Genomic DNA, 20,181 nt, shown 5'->3' on the forward strand with positions numbered 1-20,181 from the left:
CTTGTATCTGACTATACATCTGATAAAGCTTGTTCTGGATATTTTGTTGTTCATAGTGAAATTGTAATTGTTTATCTCTGATGAATCTCTTAGATGCTTCCGCTGCCTTACCTACAAATGTCTCATTATTGACATATCTATGATAATCCGATTCGAGCGGAGCTGCTTTTGTCAGATAGCTTTCTATCTGATCATAAAGATTTTCTATGAATCTGATTGATTCTTCCGAATCGTAGCTCTTTCCCATTAAATTCTCCCCATTTATACTGCTTTCTTTTATCTTATAAGCGTATTTGTAAATAACTAATTAACATAATATCACATACATCTTTTTTTGCAAATAAAAAACAGGAAAATGTCGATTTCTATGAGTAACACGAAATGAGACATTTTCCTGTTTTTGAGTTTATGTAAATCACTGCGCAGACGAAAACAAACATTTTCGTGAAACGCATATAAGACACTCTGCAGAAATCTGCGGAGTCTTATGCTAAAGCATTAGCAATATCTGCGATAAGGTCTTCTTTGTCTTCAAGTCCGCATGACATACGGATAAGTCCTGCGGGAATTCCTGCTGCCTCGAGCTGCTCATCAGTAAGCTGACGATGTGTTGATGTTGCGGGGTTAAGGCAACATGTACGAGCATCCGCTACATGAGTTTCGATCGCTGCAAGACGAAGCTTCTTCATGAAGCTCTCAGCTGCCGCTCTTCCGCCTGCAAGCTCAAATGATACTACGCCGCATCCGCCGTTAGGAAGATATTTCTTGGCAAGCTCATAATACTTATCTGACTCAAGGCCGGGATAGCTAACCTTAAGCACCTTGTCCTGTGACTCAAGGAACTTGGCAACGGCAAGTCCGTTCTCAACATGCTTGGGCATACGAACATGAAGTGATTCAAGTCCAAGGTTAAGAAGGAATGCGTTCTGAGGAGACTGAATACATCCAAAGTCACGCATAAGCTGCGCTGTACACTTTGTGATAAATGCTCCTTCTTGTCCGAACTTCTCTGCATATACGATTCCGTGATATGACTCATCGGGTGTTGTAAGTCCGGGGAACTTATCTGCGTGAGCCATCCAGTCAAACTTACCTGAATCAACGATTACTCCGCCTACGGCAGCTCCGTGTCCGTCCATATACTTGGTTGTTGAATGTGTTACTATATCAGCTCCCCACTCGATAGGTCTGCAGTTAACGGGTGTTGGGAATGTATTGTCCACGATAAGAGGAACGCCATGCTCATGAGCAGCCTTGGCGAATTTTTCGATATCAAGAACCGTAAGTGCGGGGTTAGCGATTGTCTCTCCAAATACCGCTCTTGTATTGTCCTTAAATGCAGCGTTAAGCTCTTCCTCTGTGCTGTCGGGAGATACGAATGTAACATCGATTCCCATCTTAGCCATTGTAACGGCGATAAGATTGAATGTTCCGCCGTAAATTGATGAAGAAGCTACAATATGGCTTCCGTTCTCACAAATATTAAAGAGTGCAAAAAAGTTTGCTGCCTGTCCCGAAGATGTGAGCATTGCTGCCGTTCCGCCTTCAAGTGCCGCAATCTTGGCTGCAACATAGTCATTGGTAGGGTTCTGAAGTCTTGTATAGAAATATCCAGAAGCCTCCAGATCAAAAAGCTTTCCCATGTCCTCACTTGTGTCATATTTGAATGTTGTAGACTGTATGATGGGAATCTGACGGGGTTCGCCGTTTCCGGGTGTATATCCGGCCTGTACGCACTTTGTTCCGATCTTTTGCTGATTCATAATAATCCTCCATATAATTCAAAATTTATAATAATCTATTATCGTTTTATATCACTCTTTACCGCTCCAGCAGTATGTGCAAAGCTTACAAGGATCAAGCGGAATTGCTTCAACCATATCATCGAGACGATGATAATGAAGAGATGTGAAATTCAGTTCTTTTCTAATCTCTTCAAGCATTGCAGCGTACTGAGGTGAATCAGGATCAGTATACTTTCTTACGGTTTCTTCGTTTGGTGAAGGATAACCCTCAAGCTTTTCGATAACTCGTCTTGTAATAAGCTCCATCTCTGAATTGGAACGTGAGAAATTCAGGTATTTACATCCATATACAAGAGGCGGACATGCGGGTCTTATATGCACCTCTTTTGCTCCGCTCTTATAAAGGAACTCTGTTGTCTCACGAAGCTGTGTTCCTCTTACGATAGAATCATCAATAAGAAGAAGTCTCTTATCATTGATGAGCTGATTTATGGGAAGAAGCTTCATCTTGGCGATAAGGTCACGCCTTGACTGTATTGTAGGCATGAACGATCTGGGCCAGGTGGGTGTATATTTTACGAAAGGTCTTGAATACGGAATTCCTGATTCATTGGAATATCCGATAGCATGAGCCACTCCCGAATCCGGAACTCCCGCAACGATATCGGGATGTATTCCCCTTTGCATATCACGCTGAGCAAGCTTCTCACCGCAGCCGTATCTGACATTTTCAACATTAAGTCCCTCATATGTGGAAGCAGGGAATCCGTAGTATATCCAAAGGAAAGTGCACACGCGCATCTTATCGAATGCTGGCGCCACTATCTCAACGCTCTCGGGGGTAATATAGGCTATCTCTCCGGGGCCCAATTCTTTATATGTATCATATCCGAGGTTTAAATAAGAAAAGCTTTCAAAGCAAACGCAGTAGCCCTCGTCCTTGTGACCTATCTGAACAGGGGTGCGTCCCAGTCTGTCTCTGGCCGCATATATACCATTCGGTGTCATTAAAAGAAGTGACATCGAGCCCTTGATCTCCTCTTGGGCGTATCGTATACCTTCTACAATTGTGTCTTTCTGATTTATTATAGATGCGACGAGCTCTGTAGGATTGATATCCCCTCCGCTCATCTCTAGGAAATGTGAGCGATTGTCAGCAAAAAGTTTTTTGGTAATATCTGAGATATTGTTGATCTTACCGACAGTAGTAATTGCATATGTGCCGTGATGTGATCTTACTATTAGAGGCTGGGGCTCAAAATCGGAGATACAACCGATACCGAGATTACCCTCCATCTTCTGCATATCTTCTTCAAATTTAGGTCTGAAATATGACCTCTCAATGTTGTGTATTGAACGGTCAAAGCCTTTCTTCTTATCATAGACTGCAAGTCCGGCACGACGTGTACCAAGATGTGAATGGTAGTCAGTACCGTAGAAAAGATCGAACACCGCGCTCTCTTTAGATGCAACACCAAAAAATCCGCCCATTTAGAAACCTCCGGAAGCTATTATTATTTAAATCCATACCGTGAATAATAATAACACATATTTGCATAAAAATCGCATGTACTTTGTTCTGCACATGCGATTATTTTTTATCTTATAAGGTCTTTGACTATCTCCGAAGCTATACATAGTCCCGCAACGGACGGAACAAACGCTACGCTTCCCGGTGTGCTTCTTCGAGACGAATCTTCACTTGGAGATTTATGTCCGCCTATAGGCTGCAAAGGCTCTTCCTTCGAATATACCACCTTAAGTTCTTTTACTCCGCGCTTTTTAAGCTCTCGTCTCATTACCCTTGCAAGCGGATCGACCGAAGTCTTATATATATCCGCAACGGTAAAAGCTGTGGGATCCAGCTTATTGCCCGCTCCCATTGAGCTGATAACGGGTATGTTTTTTTCTTTTGCCCGCATGATTATCTCTATCTTGGCTGTCACGGTATCTACCGCATCAACCACGTAATCGTACTCTTCAAACGGGAAACTGTCGGCATTTTCAGGTAAAAAGAAGCATTTATGAACCCTTACATCCACTTCGGGATTTATATCGAGCATTCGCTCTTTCATGACATCTACCTTGTACTTGCCGACGCTGCTCGTAGTTGCGATTATCTGCCTGTTTATATTGGAAGCGGCCACGGTGTCATTATCGCAGATATCAAACGCTCCGATTCCGCTTCTTACAAGAGCTTCACAGACATAGCCACCAACTCCACCTACGCCGAATACGGCAACTCTCTTTTTTGAAAGCTCTTTTACCGCGTCTTCTCCCAATAATAATTCGGTTCTGGAAAAAATCTCACTCATATTTATCCTTTAATTAAAGAAGGTGTGCTCTGAGCTCTTCTCCGCTCTTCTCTGAAAGGTATGCGGGTGCGATATCAAGCATAGTCTTGCAGCCCTTCATGCCTTCTTTCTGCATACGGAAAGCGGCTCTTGCCACTGCAACGAGTACGCTTGTTGTAAACTCGGGGTTTGAATCAAGCTTGAGGCTGTACTCGATAATATGATTGTGCTCTTTATCGGCGCCTGTCTTGCCGCTTCTGAATACAAAGCCGCCGTGAGCCATTCCGCTGTGATTCTTAAGAAGTTCTTCCTCGCTGATGAAGTGAACTGTTGTATCGTAATCTGCGAAGTAGTTGGGCATCTCCTTGATCTCTTTTTCTACAGCAGCTGCATCTGCGCCCTCTTCAAGAACTACGAAGCACTCTCTTGTATGCTTATCTCTTGTTGTAAGCTCGGGATTCTTGCCGCTTCTGACTGCTTCAAGTGCGCTCTCAACAGGAATTGTGTACTGCTTGGCATTCTTAACGCCTTTAACTCTTCTGATAGCGTCGGAATGTCCCTGTGATACGCCCTTGCCCCAGAATGTGTAATCATTGCCTTCGGGAAGGATCGCATTGGAATAAACTCTTGCAAGTGAGAACATTCCGGGATCCCAACCGCATGAGATAACCGCGATCTTGCCTGCTGCCTGTGCTGCAGCGTCAACATTTGCAAAGTGCTCGGGGATTCTTGCGTGTGTATCAAAGCTGTCTACCACGTTGAAAAGCTTAGCGTACTGAGGTGTCTGCACGGGAAGATCTGTTGCGCTTCCTCCGCAAAGAATCATAACATCGATCTTGTCCTTCCAGTTCTCAACGTCGTTAACGGAAACAACGGGAACTCCCTGTGTCTTTATCTGAAGTGAAGAAGGGTCTCTTCTTGTAAATACAGCTACAAGCTCCATATCAGGTGCTGCCGCTACCGCAAGCTCAACGCCCTTTCCAAGATTACCGTATCCTAAAATACCTATTCTAGTGCTCATTGTGTACCTCCTAAAGCATAAATATTCATTATTGAAAAATCCCTATCATTATAACAAATAATAGGGATTTAAGTCGATGAAATTCAGGTATTTATATTTATTCTCAGTCCAGTGCCGCTAAAATTTTCTCCGCGGTTTCGCTTCCGTGCTTGGCAGCATATGAAGCCCACTTCTTGGCTTTTTCCATGTTGGGCTTGTCACCGAAGTGTCCCTTGAAATAGCCTTCCGCAATCTGTTCGGCTGCTTCTATGCTTCCTTTTCCCGCTCTGTCTATAAGATCTAAGAGCTTTTGTTTCTTATCCATCGTACTTCCTTTCAATTCAAAAGAGCTTACAGCTCACATATCATCAATCTTTCTTTTTACAATCGTCACACTTGCCGACTATTACCGTCTTACCGAGATTCACGTCAAGGCCGTATTCCTTGCGTACCTTTTCTTCAAACTCCTCAACAAAGTCCTCTTCAAGGTGAAATACCTTGCCGCACTCCGAGCACTGCGCATGCATATGTGAATTGCAATGCTTGTGATCCTCGGAATACTGGAAGAACCATGAGTCGGAATTAGGCTCTTTTATCTTGATGATCTCGCCCTGGTCGCTGAGTCTTTCAAGATTCCTGTACACGGTGGTCTTGTCTATTCCGCCGGCCTCGGTGCTTATCTGATCGTAGATCTCACGCACCGTGAATCTTCTGTCCGCATGCTCTTTTAAAAAATCAACTATGCACTTTCTTGCTTTTGTCTTATACTCGCCCTTCATTTTTCCTCTCATCCGAAGCGTAAATAGCCTTTAATAAAATAGGTGTCATTATTGAACTTATCACTATCAGCAAGATGACTGCCGTAAAGTATCTTCCGTCTATAATTCCGGTCTTAAGCCCTCTCTGAGCAACAATAAGCGCAACCTCTCCCCTCGTCATCATTCCGATACCGATCTTGAGAGAATCGGAAGAATTATATCCAAGAAGCTTGGCAACAGCGCCGCAGCCAAGTACCTTTCCGAGAAGTCCGACCGCTACAAATGCAAGCGAAAATACGAGGATTGTCATATCTACTTCTCTTAGATTAGTCTGAAGTCCTACACTTGCAAAAAATACCGGACCGAAGATCATGTATGAGTTTATATCCATCTTTCTGTCGATGTATGCCTTATCATCAAGTGAACTTAAGATAATACCCGCAACAAATGCACCTGTAATATCGGCAACACCAAAGTATTTGTCAGCAACATAAGATAAAACAAATGCCAGTGCCATCGCAATGATGGGAATCCTTCTGGTATGTGTCCACCTTGCATCGAGTCTTTGCATTATCTTAAAGATCAAAATTCCGGCAACAAGCGAAACTATAAAGAAAAGAACTGTCTTTATACATACCATTCCGAGGTTGGCGTTTGCATCCTTAAGCCCGATAACGGCTGTGAGCACCACGATACCGATAACATCATCTATTATCGCCGCACTCATTATCGTCGTTCCGACTTCAGTAGAGATCTTTCCAAGTTCTCTGAGCGCCTGCACGGTTATGCTGACGGAAGTAGCGGTAAGAATCGTTCCTATAAAAAGAGCCTGGATAAATCCGGTAGTTCCCGGCTGTGAAAAGCCGTAGAAGCACATATACATCACGGTTCCAAGAACAAGCGGAATCGCGACACCTGCGCATGCCAGAATTGTAGCCTTGATGCCGGACTTTTTGAGCTTATCTATATCAGTCTCAAGTCCTGCGCTGAACATAAGGAGAATAACTCCGATCTCAGCCATACCCGAAAGGAAATCATCTGCCTTTACTATGTTAAAAAGTGTAGGTCCGATCAATAGACCGGCCACAATCTCACCCGCCACCTGCGGTGCCTTCAGCTTTCTTGCCAAAAGGCCGAACGCCTTGGCCGAAACAATGATAATTGCCAGATTCCTTAAGACTAACAATGTATCCATATTACTCATCACCTCTATTTATTTGCTTTTACTTCGGATACATTATTGCACATTTATTGCAACTTTTCCATAGAACGGGAAAGCCCCGATAATGCGCCGTTATACGATGCACGATCGGGGTAATACCAATCAAACTATATTCTTTATTCCCTCGCATATCCTGCGGGCAACAAGTGGATTGTTCATTGTGTAGAGATGTATGCCTTGGATATCACTTACAAGAAGATCGATTATCTGACTTAGGGCGTAGGACATTCCCGCATCAAATAATGCTTCTTTGTTATCCTCATACCTGTTAATGATCTTCTGAAACCGTTCGGGAAAAGAAGCGTTGCACATAGTGATCATACGCTTTATCTGAGCAGCGTTTATAACAGGCATAACTCCCGGGATGATAGGGATATTGATGTCCGCAATCCTGCATTCATCATAGAAGTTAAAAAACTTATCGTTGTCAAAAAAGAGCTGTGACAGCAGTGCACTTGCTCCGCTGTCCGCTTTCTTTTTTAGATTTTTAAGCTCCGAAACCCTGCTTTCCGATTCGGGATGGCATTCGGGATAACAAGCGCCGAGAAGGCAAAAGTCATACTTCTCTTTCAGGTACTTAATGACATCGCTCGCATGCTTGAAATCATCCTTTTCAACAAGCTGAGGATTGCGGTCTCCGCGAAGCGCCAGGACATTCTCAATTCCTTCGTCTTTCATAACTCGCGCAAACTCATCAATCTCATTCTTGTCATACTGAAGTCCCGTAAGATGCACAACAGGCTCAACATGATATTCATGCTTGATCTTCTTGGCAATATCAATTGTCTTGTTTCGATTCGAAGATCCGCCGGCTCCGAACGTCACGCTGATAAAATCAGGCTTAAGCTCCGTCAGAACCTCAAGCGTTGCATCTATATTCTTAAGTGCTTCATCTTTTTTGGGCGGAAAGATTTCAAATGACAATGTCTTCTTTCCGCTCTTATATATTTCCGATACTTTCATAGTTGTTTCTCTTTATTCCATATAAACATTAGTTCAACAAGCGCCGCGTCATTAAGCTCTTACGATCTGTGCTGCCTTTACAAGATTGATAAGGCTTGCCTTGGTCTCGGTCTCACCTCTTGTCTTAAGTCCGCAATCGGGATTGATCCAGAGCTTTTTGTCCTCAATCTTACTTCTCATTTTACCAAGTGCGCTCACGATCTCTTCAACTGAAGGCACTCTCGGGCTGTGGATGTCGTATACGCCGGGACCTACTTCAGTCTTAAAGTTATTCTCTCTGAGCGAATCAAGGATCTGAAGATCCGAACGAGACGCCTCAAATGTGATAACATCAGCATCCATAGCATCAATCGCGGGAATGATATCCGTAAACTCGCTGTAGCACATATGCGTGTGAATCTGAGTCTGTGGCTTAACACCGCTGTGAACAAGTCTGAACGCGGGTATTGCCCAATCAAGATACTCACTGTACCAGTCGGATTTTCTTAAGGGAAGCTTTTCTCTTAACGCCGCCTCATCAATCTGAATGATATTGATTCCCGCTGCCTCGAGGTCAAGAACCTCATCACGGATTGCAAGCGCAATCTGAAGCGTGCTGTCTTTTATAGAGATATCCTCTCTCGGGAATGACCAGTTAAGTATGGTAACGGGACCTGTGAGCATTCCCTTCATAGGCTTGTTAGTGCAGCTCTTGGCATACTTGGACCACTCGACCGTGATAGGACTCTTTCTTGATACGTCGCCCCAGATGATCGGAGGCTTAACACATCTTGTTCCGTAGGACTGAACCCATGCCTTCTTGGTAAATACATAACCGTCGAGGTGCTCACCGAAGTACTCAACCATGTCGTTTCTCTCAAACTCACCATGTACAAGCACATCGAGTCCTATCTCCTCCTGGAGCTCAACACACTCTTTTATCTTCTTCTTGTTGTATTCAACGTACTCTTCTTTGCTGATCTCGCCTTTTCTAAAGAGCTGTCTGTTCTTTCTGACATCCGCTGTCTGAGGGAAAGAACCGATTGTTGTCGTAGGGAAAGCAGGAAGACCCAACTCTTTTTTCTGGATCTCTTCTCTTTCTTCAAATGCGGGAAGCCTTGTATAATCTGCGTCTTTGATATCCGCAACTCTTTTTCTTACTGCCTGATCTACGCTGCCTTCTCTGTTTTCCAATAATTTCTTATTTGCCAAAAGAGCTTCCTCCGTAATATTCGCAAGCTCGTTAAGCTCAGAAAGCTTTTCTTTTGCAAAAGAAAAATGCTTTTTAATATTCTCCGAAAGATCTGTCTCGCTATCAAGTGTATAAGGCACATGCAAAAGAGAACATGAAGTATTAAGGACTATATTCTCATCGCCGCCAAGCACCTTCTTAAGTTCATCAAGAACTTCAATTGTCTTGGCGTAGTTATTTCTCCAGATATTCTTACCGTTTACAAGTCCTGCAAAAAGAAGCTTATCCTTTGGGAAACCTTTCTCTTTTACAAGAGAAAGTGTCTTTCTTCCTTCAAGAAAATCAAGTCCGATGGCATCAAAATCAAGCGCTGTGATGTTACCGTATGCGTCTCTCACGTCACCGAAATATGTCTGAAGAAGCGCCTTAACTCCCTTCTTTCCTGCAAGGATCTTCTTATAAAGTTCCTCGAAAATTTCGATATCCGCTGCGTCAAGATCTCTTACAAGATAAGGCTCATCAAATTCGATCCAGGAAACATTGTCGGCATTTAACTTATCTAAAAGCTTGACATACTCGTCCGCAAAAGCATCCGCAAAATCGCTGAGTGTCTTGCTTCCGACATACTTTGCAAGCTTAAGGAAAGTGAAAGGTCCTATCACAGCAACCTTGGTGTCAACACCCTGCGCATAAGCATTTCTGTACTCTTCAAAAAGCTTGTTGCCTACAAGCTCCACCCTCGTATCATCTTCAATCTCAGGCACAATATAGTGATAATTTGTATTGAACCACTTTTTCATGGCGAGTGCTTTGACGTTACCTTTTTCCCCCTGATAACCTCTCGCCATAGCAAAATACGTATCGAGCTCCGATGCATTCAGATCCCTGTATCTCTTAGGAATGATATTGAAAAGCACCGCTGTATCAAGCATGTTGTCGTAAAAAGAAAAATCGTTTGAAGAAATGAAATCTATATTGTTTTCTTTCTGTATTGCCAGATGCTCTTTTCTAAGCTCCTGCGCAATCTCTTTTAACTCTTTTTCCGAAATCTCGTTCTTAAAATATTTCTCTGAAGCAAATTTAAGTTCTCTGTCTTTTCCCACTCTGGGATAACCTATTACCGCTGTTCTCACTGTTCTACCCCTTTCTGATCTTTGTATGAGAAGTATACGCCTAGTGAGCCGATAGGTATAATATCTATTTATGTCGGTTATCCATAGTTTTAATCTATGATAAGTGGTATAATATCAGATGATAATTATGGATAACATATAGACAATAAATCGTAAGGGTAGAAAAAACATGACTTTAAAGCAGCTAAATTACATAGTGACAGTTGCCGATACCGGCAGCATAACAGAAGCGGCGGGAAAACTTTTTATAGCTCAGCCGTCTCTCACAGCGGCTATACAAGAGCTTGAAAGTGAATATGGGATCACTATATTTAACAGATCCAAAAAGGGAATAACTCTGACTCCGGAAGGTGATGAGTTTCTTGGCTACGCCCGCCAGATCCTGGAGCAGGCAAGCCTTATAGATGAAAGATATACGGGCAAAACTTCCAACAAGTTAAGATTCTGCATTTCTTCGCAGCACTACTCTTTTGTTGTCGAAGCTTTCGTTGCACTGTTAAAAGAGTACGGCGGTGACAAATACGAGTTCCACATGAGAGAGACTCAGACCTTCGATATCATCGACGACGTTGCGCATCTTCGAAGTGAGATCGGCGTTCTTTATTTGAATAGCTTCAATGAAACCGTGATCAAAAAGACTCTTCGGGACAACAATCTGTCCTTCGAGCCTTTATTTAAAGCCAAACCTCACGTATTTGTAGGAAAGGATTCTCCGCTTGCGAAAAAGAAATCCATAAAGCTTGAAGATCTCGCGCCTTTCCCGAGACTGTCCTACGAGCAGGGCAACCACAACTCCTTCTACTTTTCGGAAGAGATCCTCAGCACCATGGACTGCGATAAAGAACTTGTTGTCTGCGACAGAGCCACTCTTTTTAACCTGCTCATCGGTATGAACGGTTATACGATCTGCAGCGGAATCATAAATGATAAGCTCAACGGTCCCAACATCGTCGCCAGACCGCTTAAGATTGACGATTACATGGAAGTCGGATATATTCTTCCTAACGGTATCAAACCGACAACACTTACGAATGAATATATTAAATTACTCAAAAAAATTACAGCAAAGGAAAAAGCTATGAAAAAATAGCACTTACGACTTTCGGTTTTCAGGCACCCGGTTTTTATAAGAAACTTGGATATGAACTTGAATTTATTCAAGAAGATAAAGATCCCAAGCTCAGCAAGTATTTTTATATAAAGAAAATTTAAAATAAAAGTTCCGGTCACAATTATGATATTCATAAAAGTGATCGGAACTTTTTAAAACTCAAGTTAAACGCATTCTTTATCCCATTCTTTTTTCTTTTTCAAAATTCCAATATCCACATGCGCAGGATAGGCATTTTTGTATTTATATATACTCAGTATTATTCCAAGAAAGGCATAAGATGCGCTCAATCTGTTGTATGAAAGGAACGGGAAGAAAGATCCGAAATACGGTGACAGGATTCCAAATCCTACACATATATTGACAACAGCATATAACGCAAGCCACATCATGCATCCGCTTCCCATTACCTGGCCCAACTGATTCTTGGACTTACATGAAGATATAATTCCCAAAACTATCAGGCCCGCTACAGCTATAACCACAGCCAATACCACGGCTATCCCCAAAGTGGCTCCTATCCCCGTCAGTATATACTCGTGAGTGATCCATGGTATTTTCCCCAATAAGTTCTTGGTTGAAACATTCACTTTTCCGCCAAAGCTACTGACAGAACCACTTCCAATCAGAACAAGACCACTGTTTATTTCTTTAATCCTATTCATTTCCGTATTCGGAATAAAAAAGCTGCGTATTCGTTCCATATGTCCATATTCAAGCATTCTGTTTTTATACAAAAGACCTGTAATAGCCACCGGAATTACTGTAAACAAAGCCCATGCGGATAAAGTAGCAGGAATCTTTGGAACTTTTATCCATTCTTTTTTTATTGCGACAGTAAGCTCTATGAGCATGCAAAATGCCATAACCACTGTGCTGGAATGTTCCCACCCGATTCCTATTTTATAAGACATACATACGGCTGTTGCAAATATCCAAAGAAGCGACTTAACTAAAGCTCCTGTCTTTTGCCCCTTATACTTATATAGTATCCCCGCAAAAAGTGGGATCATTAAAACAATAAGCGATGACGCATATCCATACATCCGAGCACACAGTAAATGAAAAAAGCCTGCTTCTCCCATGCCCGGAACCCCGTTAATAGCTCGCATAGTGAAATATGCATAGCTTGATACAAAATTAGCTCCCAATAATACTGTCGCCACGAGCTTAGAGTACTTCGCGATCGTTGTATAATCTACAAGATAAAGAAGTAACATCACAACAATTCCCTCTATTGTATGAACGGCAAACAATGTACCTTCTGATACCAATCGGCCTCCGGAAGTAGATATTTTGTAGCCTGTTATTACTTCATTGCTTATATAGATATGTACTATTATTGCTATTATAGCTATAACAACAGCCGCTATTATCACTCCCCATGCAATCTGCGGTCTATGAACCCTGTCAAGAGAGACACCTGCTTCAACGGGATCTCCCATGTCTTCAACAGCTCTTTTCTCCGCAGCCTCAGGCTCCATTCCTTCGGAAATATTAGCTTTGATCTGATCTTCCATATGTGACCTGATCTCATCGGCTATCATCTTGTGAGCTTTTGTAAATCTCACCTGCTCCAGTAACTTATTGATGTAATTTTCCATAGTCAAACTCCTACTGCCAGCACATTCGCGATCGCTCCCGAATATACATTCCACTCTTCCTTTTTGCGTTTTAAAAGTTTCTTTCCCTCCTTGGTAATACTGTAATACTTCCTTGTCTTACCAAGATATTCCTGCTCATAAACTTTGAGCATCCCCTTATCCTCAAGGCCGTGAAGCAAAGGATAAAGAGTTCCCGCCTTGAGTTCAAACACGTTCTCCGATCTCTTTCTCAGAGTATCTATCATTTCATATCCATACATATCTTTTTCAGAAAGTAATTTTAAAATAAGCATTGTCATACTTCCCGTTAAAAGAGATTTATCAACCGCCATATCTACCTCCTTATATCGAACATCTATATATCGGTTGTCTATATAATATATCGATATCCGATATATGTCAAGTCAACAAAGAGCCGGGTACTTTTACGACGATCATATAAGCATCCGGCTCTTTGTTTGTGTCTTATTACTGCTGTCCTTGCTTTTCAAAATAATTGTAAATTGCACTGATTCCGAAGCACAAGATTCCGCTTATAAGGAAGCTTATGGCACGTCCGATAGTGTTTTCATAAGTAATATCAATCATAATAAACTTAACAACACAGATCATAGACAGCACCAATCCGTATATTCTAAGCTCTTTTGCCCCGAAGCGCTTATTAAATCCTATAATGATGCATAGGATACCGAATGCCAAGGTCGCAACACTGACAATGTAGCCTGCTGCATTATAGCTGAAAAGAGAGGCCAAAAGGATAATGCCAAACTTAATTCCTGCATACAACTTTTCGCCATTGTTTGACGCAAAATGTCTGCGCAGGTTAATGCATGCAAGCGCAACCGTAAATGCAACACTTATCCCATGAAGGATCGGATTGTCAACGTCAAGCATATTATATAATCCCAAAAGCATTCCAAAAGAATTTATTATATTTAGTGCTATCAAAAGCGAAGAGTTGCTCACACCCTCATCATTTCTGTCGAGCTTAAGCAGCATCATTGCAGCGTTGAATAATCCAATCGGAGCGACTACAGCCATACGTCTTATATCATCATTAAAGATTGCTCTTGAATCAAGAAACGTAGGCATAAGTATTGCAATTGCGCCCAGAACATAAAAATAGTAAATACTCTTATACTCAACTCTCTTATTGACAATAATCCCTTCAAAAATAAATACTGTGAGCGCATATGCAAATGAAGCCAAACAAAATACAACGCTTCTTGCTGCAAACAATTCAAGTCCCGTCATGAGAATTGCCATTACAAAAGCCTGAATCCTAAACAGCGTATAGTTCTTCTTCGCACCATAAATTGCGATAGGAAGAAGTGCCGCAAAAAGGGCTCCTGTATTGAAGAACTCTCTGTATTCCACATAAGTGATAAATTCCGCAACACAGAACCAGGCAATTATCCAAAAGCTCGTGAAGAAGCTTGCCACTTCGTCTTCCTGCTCATTTCTTCTAAGCAGAACTGCCGCCTCTGCTGTTATCGCAACAACAAAGAATACTATAAGATCGATCCATTTGGCCGTACCCAAGCACTTTCCAAGCAATAAGTATGAAGCAAAAAAGACAATTGCGCTCGAAAAAGCAAAGTATGTATTATAGGCACCCTTAATCAGCTTGTCTCCAAATAAGAAATATGCAAGATAAGCAGCGCTGATGCATACAATAACAGATGCAGCTATAGTCAGTGAAATACTAACATCGATATGCCTTCCGATTATCGTCGCAAAATAAAAAATAATTCCCAGGTTGATTGCGCTTTGTACCATTTGCTGAATTCTGTTTTTGCGGAAATTGTATTGAAAAGCTGCGCCCATTACCAAAAGGTATACAAGCAAAGGAAGCACCAGCGCTTCAACTTTCAGATCATATGCTAAAAGCGCAGAGATAATGTATCCGATGTTTCCGATAACCTGAAAAAGCTTGCTTTCCTTTTTTCCCATATATAGTACAACTCCACCCCAAACAAGAAGGAGTATATACATAACCAGATCGCTAATCGCCTTGAAATATATTCTGGTCACAAGCACCGACAGATATCCACAGCCAAGTCCGCATGCCAAAAGGGCTGTAAAGAACGTATTATCAGGTCTCTTCTTATGCTCATAGAAAGCAAAGCCCGTAAGCGCTATACTTACAGCAAACATCAATCCTATCTTAAACGCATCATTAAGGTACGGAATAATAAGACTTGCAAAAAGAATAAGTGCTATAAAAATAAGGACACTTGCAAGCACACCCATGAGATGTTTACCGATCCATGACTCTGTGGAACCCTTTTTCTTCGGAACAAAGTTTGGATTAGCAGTCGCAGCTTGTTCAAGATCAGGACGCCATGCTTTCTGCGGTGCACCGGAACGTTGCCCTTGCACGGGCTGTTGTCCTTGCGCGGGCTGAAATGTAGGTTGTCCTTGCTGCTGCCCCGGAAGTGGCTGCGCAGTCCTGTAAGTCTGCGCATTGTACATCGTCTGAGGCTGCGACTGACGTGTGTACTGCGGAATATTTTGCTGTTGAACGTTCTGAAGCGGCGGCTGATTTTGCGTCTGCTGCGCCTGTTGAGTCTGTTGCGCCTGATATGGTTGCTGCATCTGCATTGGCTGTATCCCGGGCCGCGCCTGTATTTGCCGCTGCAACATAATCTGCTCCCGCTTTGCGTTCTGAACATAATTTTCAGCTCGCGACAATCCTTGCTGTATTTGGTTTACCTGATACCTGATCGTCGCAAGCTCTTTTTCCAACTCTTCAATTTGTCCCATACACTTTTCTCCCAATGTTATTTTTCACTAAAGGCATTAGTTATTAACACTATATTATTATCCGGAAATCATGCAAACACTTTATTCAGCAAATAATGCAGCTCTAATTTGCCAAATAAGTTACTTAAGTTTACTGCGCTATCGGAATAAGCCGGCTTAGGAACAACTCGCCTTCACTTATATCCCCTGCCATCTTAGAATCACGTATATGTGAAGTGGTCCCTCTTAGATTAAAAGGCTGATATCCAGGTATATTTAGAACCGTAGCTTCTGTAGCCTGAAGATTCTCCATTTCCACAGTTCTTCTATTAAAGTAATGGTGTCGCATGTTAAAAAGAAATTCCTCTTCACCCTTTATCAATTCAACAACGGAATAATCCGCTTCTATTTCCGTCGGATCAAAATCATCCCATGTGGTATCCACTTCATACCATCTGTCATCGATTTTCACTACATTCCAAGCATGTCCGCCGCCTTCAGTGTTTCCCATTGTTTCGCCATAAGCTTTCCCGGTAATAATCCCACACGGAATTCCGGCTTTATGCATAAGAAGTTCAAACGCTAGCGCATATCCGTTGCAAACAGCATAATTATCAACTCCGGCCGAATCGCTCACAAGTGCACTATATGCTGTGTATCCCAGATCAAATCTACGATCATCTGACATGCTGTTTATGTAAAGCTCGCGGTTATAGCTGACCAAATCTATCAATTTGTCATGAATCTGAAGTTCGATTTCTTCATCTGAAACTTCCAGATCAATATCAGACATAAATTCTTCGGTTGCCGCATTAAAAGCACTTATCTGCTCACTTTCCCAAGACTTAGGTTCTTTCATCGAATATTTATATATATTGTATCCTTGTGATCTGGTAACAGTGCAGTTAATTCTGGGGCTATCGGATATAAGAAAAAAATACTCAGGATGATCGCTTCGCATCGCATGAAAAACATCCCAAAAATGCGAGTCACCTATTTCCTTCAATTTAGAATCCGAAACAATAATGCAGCTGAAATAATCACTGTCTTCCCGATTTTCAACAAGATCAAGAAATAGATCATATACATTTTGATCCGCTGCATTTAGATTTTGATACATTACCCAGATATCGTCTTTTTTCACAGGTGAGCATTCATTATCATAATAAAGTAATTTACCCGTCACATAGAAGCTGCCTCCATCCTGCTCATAGGGTGTATACTTCTGTTTGTCAGGAGTTTTTCTAAACTCTCTATATGCAAAAATGAATCCCACTATCAATGCGCATGCAAACAAAATCAAGAAAAGCGCTGAATTGCCTTTCCTCTTTTTGTTTATTCTTAGAAACTTCTCCATTTTCCTTAGATTTCTTTTCTTCTTATTCATCTTCGGATACTCCGCAAACTCAAGATTTAAGTCTAAGGGCAGCTTTCACATTTATTTTATTCAAAAAGATCTTTTTCTTCTACGTCAGATACATATAAATAGCCAAGGGACTCACCGTTTTCGTCCGCAAATCCCATAACATTGTTGTTATATGCAATGCAAGTAGGATACACCTTATCCCCTGCCTTAGCGGATCTGGGTCCCTCGCCGCTTTCATCGTCATCAAAGGTAACGTCTTGTTTTAGTGTAAGTGCTTTCGGATTGGTTATAGTAAGAAACTTATCTGCAGTAGTCAACCCATCGGAAACAAAGAATAAATCTGTGGCGACTTCCCATTTCTCTATAACTTCCATCTCGCTTGTGTACTGTACACTACCGGCACTTTCGTCTATCCCGTAATACTTTGATCCGGATACGCGCTCACCTTCATCAAGTGAGGCTCCGTTCCACATATAATCTGTCACTTCCCTTTTGGAAGCATCACCTTCCAATGAAGCAAAAATACAATCGTACTCTTCTTTATGTACGTAATAACACTTTGCCGTCTGAAAATCCGGAGCGTTGTCTTCCGAAAGAATGTCTATGGTCTGGTCATTTACTTTCAAGGTATAAAAATCAATACCGAATTTATCTGAATGCTCTTTGCTAAGAGTGATAGTATCCGGCGCCCCGTCACTGCCGAGATCTACTTGCACGGTCTTTCCGGCTTTCAACTCATAACTAAAGAAATCGCTGTCAGGAACTTGCTCGTCATCTGTTTCAGTTTTTGCGGTATCATCTGTTCCGCTCGTCTCGGAAGTCGATTCTTCCGCATTACTTTGCGTCGTAGCTAAAGTACTCTCTTCAGATATCTCATTCTCCTGCTCATTACCAAAGCTGCATGCAGCAAGCGTAGTTACCGCCATTATAAGCGCAGGTATCAATATGGTTTTTCTTTTCATAATATATATCTCCCTCTATGTATAAGCGTTTTGTAATTCTATTGTAACATATTTTAACATTTTGCATCACCTTTTCCAATATGTTAGAATCACAATGTTGTGTTTTTTATTATATGCATATAGGAGGAAAGAAAAAAATGGCAAAAGTTGGACCTGAATTGATGAATGAGATGCTTAACCCGCTTCTTCAGAACGGAGAAACTTATGAAGCAGCGGCTTATGCGGAGTTGACACCAAAGTTCCCTATTATGATGTATTTTGGTGCTCTCGGAGCTCTTCTTGGCGGTGCACCCCGTCCTTGCTTCATCGGTCTTACACAGAGCAAGATCAATTACGTAATATTCGGTGGTCTTAAGAACGACAAGATCATGGGAACCGGTTCTATCAATCTTAACGAGATTACTAAGGTAAAGATCAGCGATAAGCTTTTTGTAAAGAGAGCAGCTATAAAGGTCGAGAAGAAAAAGACTGTGTTCTCTATCAGAAAGAAATTAAAGAATATCCCCGACCAGGAGAGAAGTTTGCAGATTATTATCGACAGACTTTCAGCTCTTTCAGAGTCACTTAAGCAGAGCGCTTGATCAACAATAATAGATTTTTCAAATAAGCCGGCTACGCTTATGAAAGCTGATATGTACCCCCTTTACTGGACAAACCAGTAAGGGGGTATTTTCATGCGTTTTAGTTATGAATTTAAAAAAGATTGTGTCGAAACCTATCGGCAAGGAAGGTATCCTGACACACCTGAATGCATCTCAACAGAATGCTTTAAGAGTCATGTAAGGAAATGGCGTGGGCTTTAAGATCTTCATGGACCTGAAGCACTCAAGCCTAAAAGCTGCCATTCTCAATGGACTCCAGACCAGAAACTGGAGCTAGTATCAAGAGTAATTGCTGGTGAATCTGTAAATAATGTAGCAGAGTCAGTTTGCCTAAATACATGCGTGTTACGTAGTTGGGTGCGCCAATATAAAGTTCAAGGGTATAATGGATTAGTAAACAACAGATTAGGGAGACCATCAAAGGAAAGCAAGATGAAGAAAAAAACTAATCCAGCACCACTATCTGAGTCTGAACGAGAGAAGCTTATACAGCTCAGAGCTGAAGTTGAATATATTCGAGCGGAGAATGAAGTAATAAAAAAAGGGCTCGCCTTGAGAGAAGAAAAGCAGGCTGCGCTACTCAAGGCGAAAAAGCAGCGATCATCACAGAACTCCGCAGAGAAGGATTCCGATTAATACATCTTCTAAAAGCTATGGGAATGGCTAAGTCTACATACTATTTTGAAATAAACAAAGCAGATGTGGTTGTAGAAAGGAACCTTGAAATAGCAATGGAGATAACAAATATTTTTACGGAAAACAAAGGAAGATATTGTGTTCGCCGAGTATATCAGGAACTTGTTAATCGAGGGATAAAAATAAACCATAAACGTGTTCAGCGAATAATGAACGTCGCAGGATTAAAAGGGAACCGCCCCAAAGAGAAATATCATTCATTTAAAGGTGAAGTTGGTAAGGTCGCAGATAACATAATCGATAGGGATTTCAGCACAACTGCTCCTCTGCAGAAGTGGACCACAGATATATCTCAGTTTAATTTTTCTTGTGGGAAATGTTACATTTCACCAATTTTAGATATGAACTCCAATGAGATAGCTTCATATGATTTATCACTTAGTCCTAGCATGGCGCAAATAAACGTATGCTAGATAAAGCTTTTGTAAAATTCCTAATGTAGAAGGCTTGATTTTCCATAGCGACCAAGGCTGGCAATACCAGCATGCTTACTACCGAAATGGTAAGCGTCAAATAATCCGCCTATGATTTAATCCGCAACTATGGTTTACTTTAAAAAACTGAAAAAACTAACTAGTTTTTTAAAGGAGGCCAGGTATGGATCAGATCACACATGATGTTCGCACAGCCCAATGGGCTGAAATTGTTCGCAGTTGTCACGAACGCCCCGCAGGTCAATCAGCCAAGAAATGGCTGGATGAAAACGGGATCAATGAAAAACAATACTACTATTGGCAACGAAGGATAAGAAATCTCGTTGCCGGAACCACCAGCAAGTCATTACCAGCGACTCGTCCAACCGGAGAAGT

At 41.7% G+C, this 20,181-nt stretch carries 20 protein-coding genes and 1 pseudogene; 6 read left to right on the forward strand and 15 right to left on the reverse strand.

The features are described from left to right. The 10 genes from BM377_RS14940 to metE all read right to left on the reverse strand — a co-directional run. On the reverse strand, positions 1–247 hold a 247-nt coding region (locus BM377_RS14940; RefSeq protein ID WP_143104519.1), incomplete at its 3' end, for a hypothetical protein. Between the two features lie 238 nt (positions 248–485). Further along, entirely contained in the window at positions 486–1,763 is a 1,278-nt protein-coding gene (locus BM377_RS14945) for an O-acetylhomoserine aminocarboxypropyltransferase/cysteine synthase family protein (protein ID WP_092250459.1), read from the reverse strand. A 51-nt stretch (positions 1,764–1,814) separates the two neighbouring features. Continuing rightward, positions 1,815–3,236 carry an amidophosphoribosyltransferase gene (locus tag BM377_RS14950; protein WP_092250462.1) on the reverse strand — a complete coding sequence of 474 codons (1,422 nt, stop codon included), beginning with the start codon at positions 3,234–3,236 and terminating at the stop codon, positions 1,815–1,817. A gap of 107 nt (positions 3,237–3,343) precedes the next feature. Further along, on the reverse strand, positions 3,344–4,060 hold the full coding sequence (locus BM377_RS14955; protein ID WP_092250465.1) for a tRNA threonylcarbamoyladenosine dehydratase: 717 nt from the start codon (positions 4,058–4,060) through the stop codon (positions 3,344–3,346). Between the two features lie 13 nt (positions 4,061–4,073). Continuing rightward, on the reverse strand, positions 4,074–5,060 hold the full coding sequence (locus BM377_RS14960) for a diaminopimelate dehydrogenase (protein WP_092250468.1): 987 nt from the start codon (positions 5,058–5,060) through the stop codon (positions 4,074–4,076). A gap of 103 nt (positions 5,061–5,163) precedes the next feature. Then, positions 5,164–5,364, reverse strand: coding sequence for a hypothetical protein (locus tag BM377_RS14965; protein WP_092250471.1), 201 nt, complete (start codon positions 5,362–5,364; stop codon positions 5,164–5,166). A 43-nt stretch (positions 5,365–5,407) separates the two neighbouring features. Further along, positions 5,408–5,818, reverse strand: a complete 411-nt coding sequence (locus BM377_RS14970) for a Fur family transcriptional regulator (RefSeq protein WP_177223919.1) — start codon at positions 5,816–5,818, stop codon at positions 5,408–5,410. Beyond that, positions 5,802–6,992, reverse strand: coding sequence for a cation:proton antiporter (locus tag BM377_RS14975; RefSeq protein ID WP_092250477.1), 1,191 nt, complete (start codon positions 6,990–6,992; stop codon positions 5,802–5,804). Before BM377_RS14975 ends, BM377_RS14970 begins: the two co-directional genes overlap by 17 nt. Positions 6,993–7,121: 129 nt before the next feature. Then, positions 7,122–7,982, reverse strand: coding sequence for a methylenetetrahydrofolate reductase [NAD(P)H] (gene metF, locus BM377_RS14980; protein ID WP_092250481.1), 861 nt, complete (start codon positions 7,980–7,982; stop codon positions 7,122–7,124). A 51-nt stretch (positions 7,983–8,033) separates the two neighbouring features. After that, a complete protein-coding gene (gene metE / locus BM377_RS14985) occupies positions 8,034–10,286 on the reverse strand; it encodes a 5-methyltetrahydropteroyltriglutamate--homocysteine S-methyltransferase (RefSeq protein ID WP_092250484.1) in 2,253 nt (750 codons plus the stop codon). A gap of 169 nt (positions 10,287–10,455) precedes the next feature. Here metE and BM377_RS14990 point away from each other — a divergent pair, with 169 nt between their 5' ends. Continuing rightward, complete coding sequence (locus BM377_RS14990; protein WP_092250487.1) at positions 10,456–11,376, forward strand: LysR family transcriptional regulator; 921 nt, start codon at positions 10,456–10,458, stop codon at positions 11,374–11,376. Positions 11,377–11,561: 185 nt separating this feature from the next. Here BM377_RS14990 and BM377_RS14995 read toward each other — a convergent pair whose 3' ends face one another. The 5 genes from BM377_RS14995 to BM377_RS15015 form a co-directional block, all read right to left on the reverse strand. Further along, positions 11,562–13,001: a permease prefix domain 1-containing protein gene (locus BM377_RS14995; RefSeq protein WP_092250490.1), complete on the reverse strand. Its 1,440-nt coding sequence runs from the start codon at positions 12,999–13,001 to the stop codon at positions 11,562–11,564. Positions 13,002–13,003: 2 nt separating this feature from the next. Next, positions 13,004–13,333, reverse strand: coding sequence for a PadR family transcriptional regulator (locus BM377_RS15000; RefSeq protein WP_092250493.1), 330 nt, complete (start codon positions 13,331–13,333; stop codon positions 13,004–13,006). 136 nt (positions 13,334–13,469) lie between these two features. After that, positions 13,470–15,767, reverse strand: a complete 2,298-nt coding sequence (locus BM377_RS15005) for a DUF2339 domain-containing protein (RefSeq protein ID WP_092250496.1) — start codon at positions 15,765–15,767, stop codon at positions 13,470–13,472. A 130-nt stretch (positions 15,768–15,897) separates the two neighbouring features. Then, a complete protein-coding gene (locus BM377_RS15010) occupies positions 15,898–17,133 on the reverse strand; it encodes a transglutaminase domain-containing protein (RefSeq protein WP_092250499.1) in 1,236 nt (411 codons plus the stop codon). 56 nt (positions 17,134–17,189) lie between these two features. Beyond that, positions 17,190–18,074 carry a hypothetical protein gene (locus BM377_RS15015; RefSeq protein WP_092250502.1) on the reverse strand — a complete coding sequence of 295 codons (885 nt, stop codon included), beginning with the start codon at positions 18,072–18,074 and terminating at the stop codon, positions 17,190–17,192. Between the two features lie 137 nt (positions 18,075–18,211). On the opposite strand from BM377_RS15015, the gene BM377_RS15020 reads away from it, so the two are divergent. From BM377_RS15020 to tnpA, 5 genes and pseudogenes are all read left to right on the forward strand, one after another. Continuing rightward, positions 18,212–18,655, forward strand: coding sequence for a hypothetical protein (locus BM377_RS15020; RefSeq protein ID WP_092250505.1), 444 nt, complete (start codon positions 18,212–18,214; stop codon positions 18,653–18,655). A gap of 279 nt (positions 18,656–18,934) precedes the next feature. Next, positions 18,935–19,051 (forward strand): annotated as a pseudogene (locus BM377_RS16745) (helix-turn-helix domain-containing protein); the annotation flags it as partial. A 57-nt stretch (positions 19,052–19,108) separates the two neighbouring features. Next, the gene (locus tag BM377_RS16570) at positions 19,109–19,312 is read left to right on the forward strand and encodes a hypothetical protein (RefSeq protein ID WP_242948188.1); all 204 of its coding nucleotides are present in this window, start codon (positions 19,109–19,111) and stop codon (positions 19,310–19,312) included. Between the two features lie 23 nt (positions 19,313–19,335). Further along, positions 19,336–19,785, forward strand: coding sequence for an IS3 family transposase (locus BM377_RS15030; protein ID WP_177223920.1), 450 nt, complete (start codon positions 19,336–19,338; stop codon positions 19,783–19,785). A 184-nt stretch (positions 19,786–19,969) separates the two neighbouring features. Continuing rightward, the coding region (gene tnpA, locus BM377_RS15035; protein WP_442857317.1) for an IS66 family insertion sequence element accessory protein TnpA at positions 19,970–20,181 on the forward strand (212 nt) is incomplete at its 3' end.

This window comes from Butyrivibrio sp. INlla21, from assembly GCF_900116875.1.
Classification (GTDB): domain Bacteria; phylum Bacillota; class Clostridia; order Lachnospirales; family Lachnospiraceae; genus Butyrivibrio.

Coding starts and splice junctions, on each gene's coding strand:
- BM377_RS14945 (WP_092250459.1), bottom strand. CDS start 1,763: ATGAATCAGCAAAAGATCGGAACAAAGTGCGTACAGGCCGGATATACA.
- BM377_RS14950 (WP_092250462.1), bottom strand. CDS start 3,236: ATGGGCGGATTTTTTGGTGTTGCATCTAAAGAGAGCGCGGTGTTCGAT.
- BM377_RS14955 (WP_092250465.1), bottom strand. CDS start 4,060: ATGAGTGAGATTTTTTCCAGAACCGAATTATTATTGGGAGAAGACGCG.
- BM377_RS14960 (WP_092250468.1), bottom strand. CDS start 5,060: ATGAGCACTAGAATAGGTATTTTAGGATACGGTAATCTTGGAAAGGGC.
- BM377_RS14965 (WP_092250471.1), bottom strand. CDS start 5,364: ATGGATAAGAAACAAAAGCTCTTAGATCTTATAGACAGAGCGGGAAAA.
- BM377_RS14970 (WP_177223919.1), bottom strand. CDS start 5,818: ATGAAGGGCGAGTATAAGACAAAAGCAAGAAAGTGCATAGTTGATTTT.
- BM377_RS14975 (WP_092250477.1), bottom strand. CDS start 6,992: ATGGATACATTGTTAGTCTTAAGGAATCTGGCAATTATCATTGTTTCG.
- metF (WP_092250481.1), bottom strand. CDS start 7,982: ATGAAAGTATCGGAAATATATAAGAGCGGAAAGAAGACATTGTCATTT.
- BM377_RS14990 (WP_092250487.1), top strand. CDS start 10,456: ATGACTTTAAAGCAGCTAAATTACATAGTGACAGTTGCCGATACCGGC.
- BM377_RS14995 (WP_092250490.1), bottom strand. CDS start 13,001: ATGGAAAATTACATCAATAAGTTACTGGAGCAGGTGAGATTTACAAAA.
- BM377_RS15000 (WP_092250493.1), bottom strand. CDS start 13,333: ATGGCGGTTGATAAATCTCTTTTAACGGGAAGTATGACAATGCTTATT.
- BM377_RS15005 (WP_092250496.1), bottom strand. CDS start 15,767: ATGGGACAAATTGAAGAGTTGGAAAAAGAGCTTGCGACGATCAGGTAT.
- BM377_RS15010 (WP_092250499.1), bottom strand. CDS start 17,133: ATGAATAAGAAGAAAAGAAATCTAAGGAAAATGGAGAAGTTTCTAAGA.
- BM377_RS15015 (WP_092250502.1), bottom strand. CDS start 18,074: ATGAAAAGAAAAACCATATTGATACCTGCGCTTATAATGGCGGTAACT.
- BM377_RS15020 (WP_092250505.1), top strand. CDS start 18,212: ATGGCAAAAGTTGGACCTGAATTGATGAATGAGATGCTTAACCCGCTT.
- BM377_RS16570 (WP_242948188.1), top strand. CDS start 19,109: ATGAAGAAAAAAACTAATCCAGCACCACTATCTGAGTCTGAACGAGAG.
- BM377_RS15030 (WP_177223920.1), top strand. CDS start 19,336: ATGGCTAAGTCTACATACTATTTTGAAATAAACAAAGCAGATGTGGTT.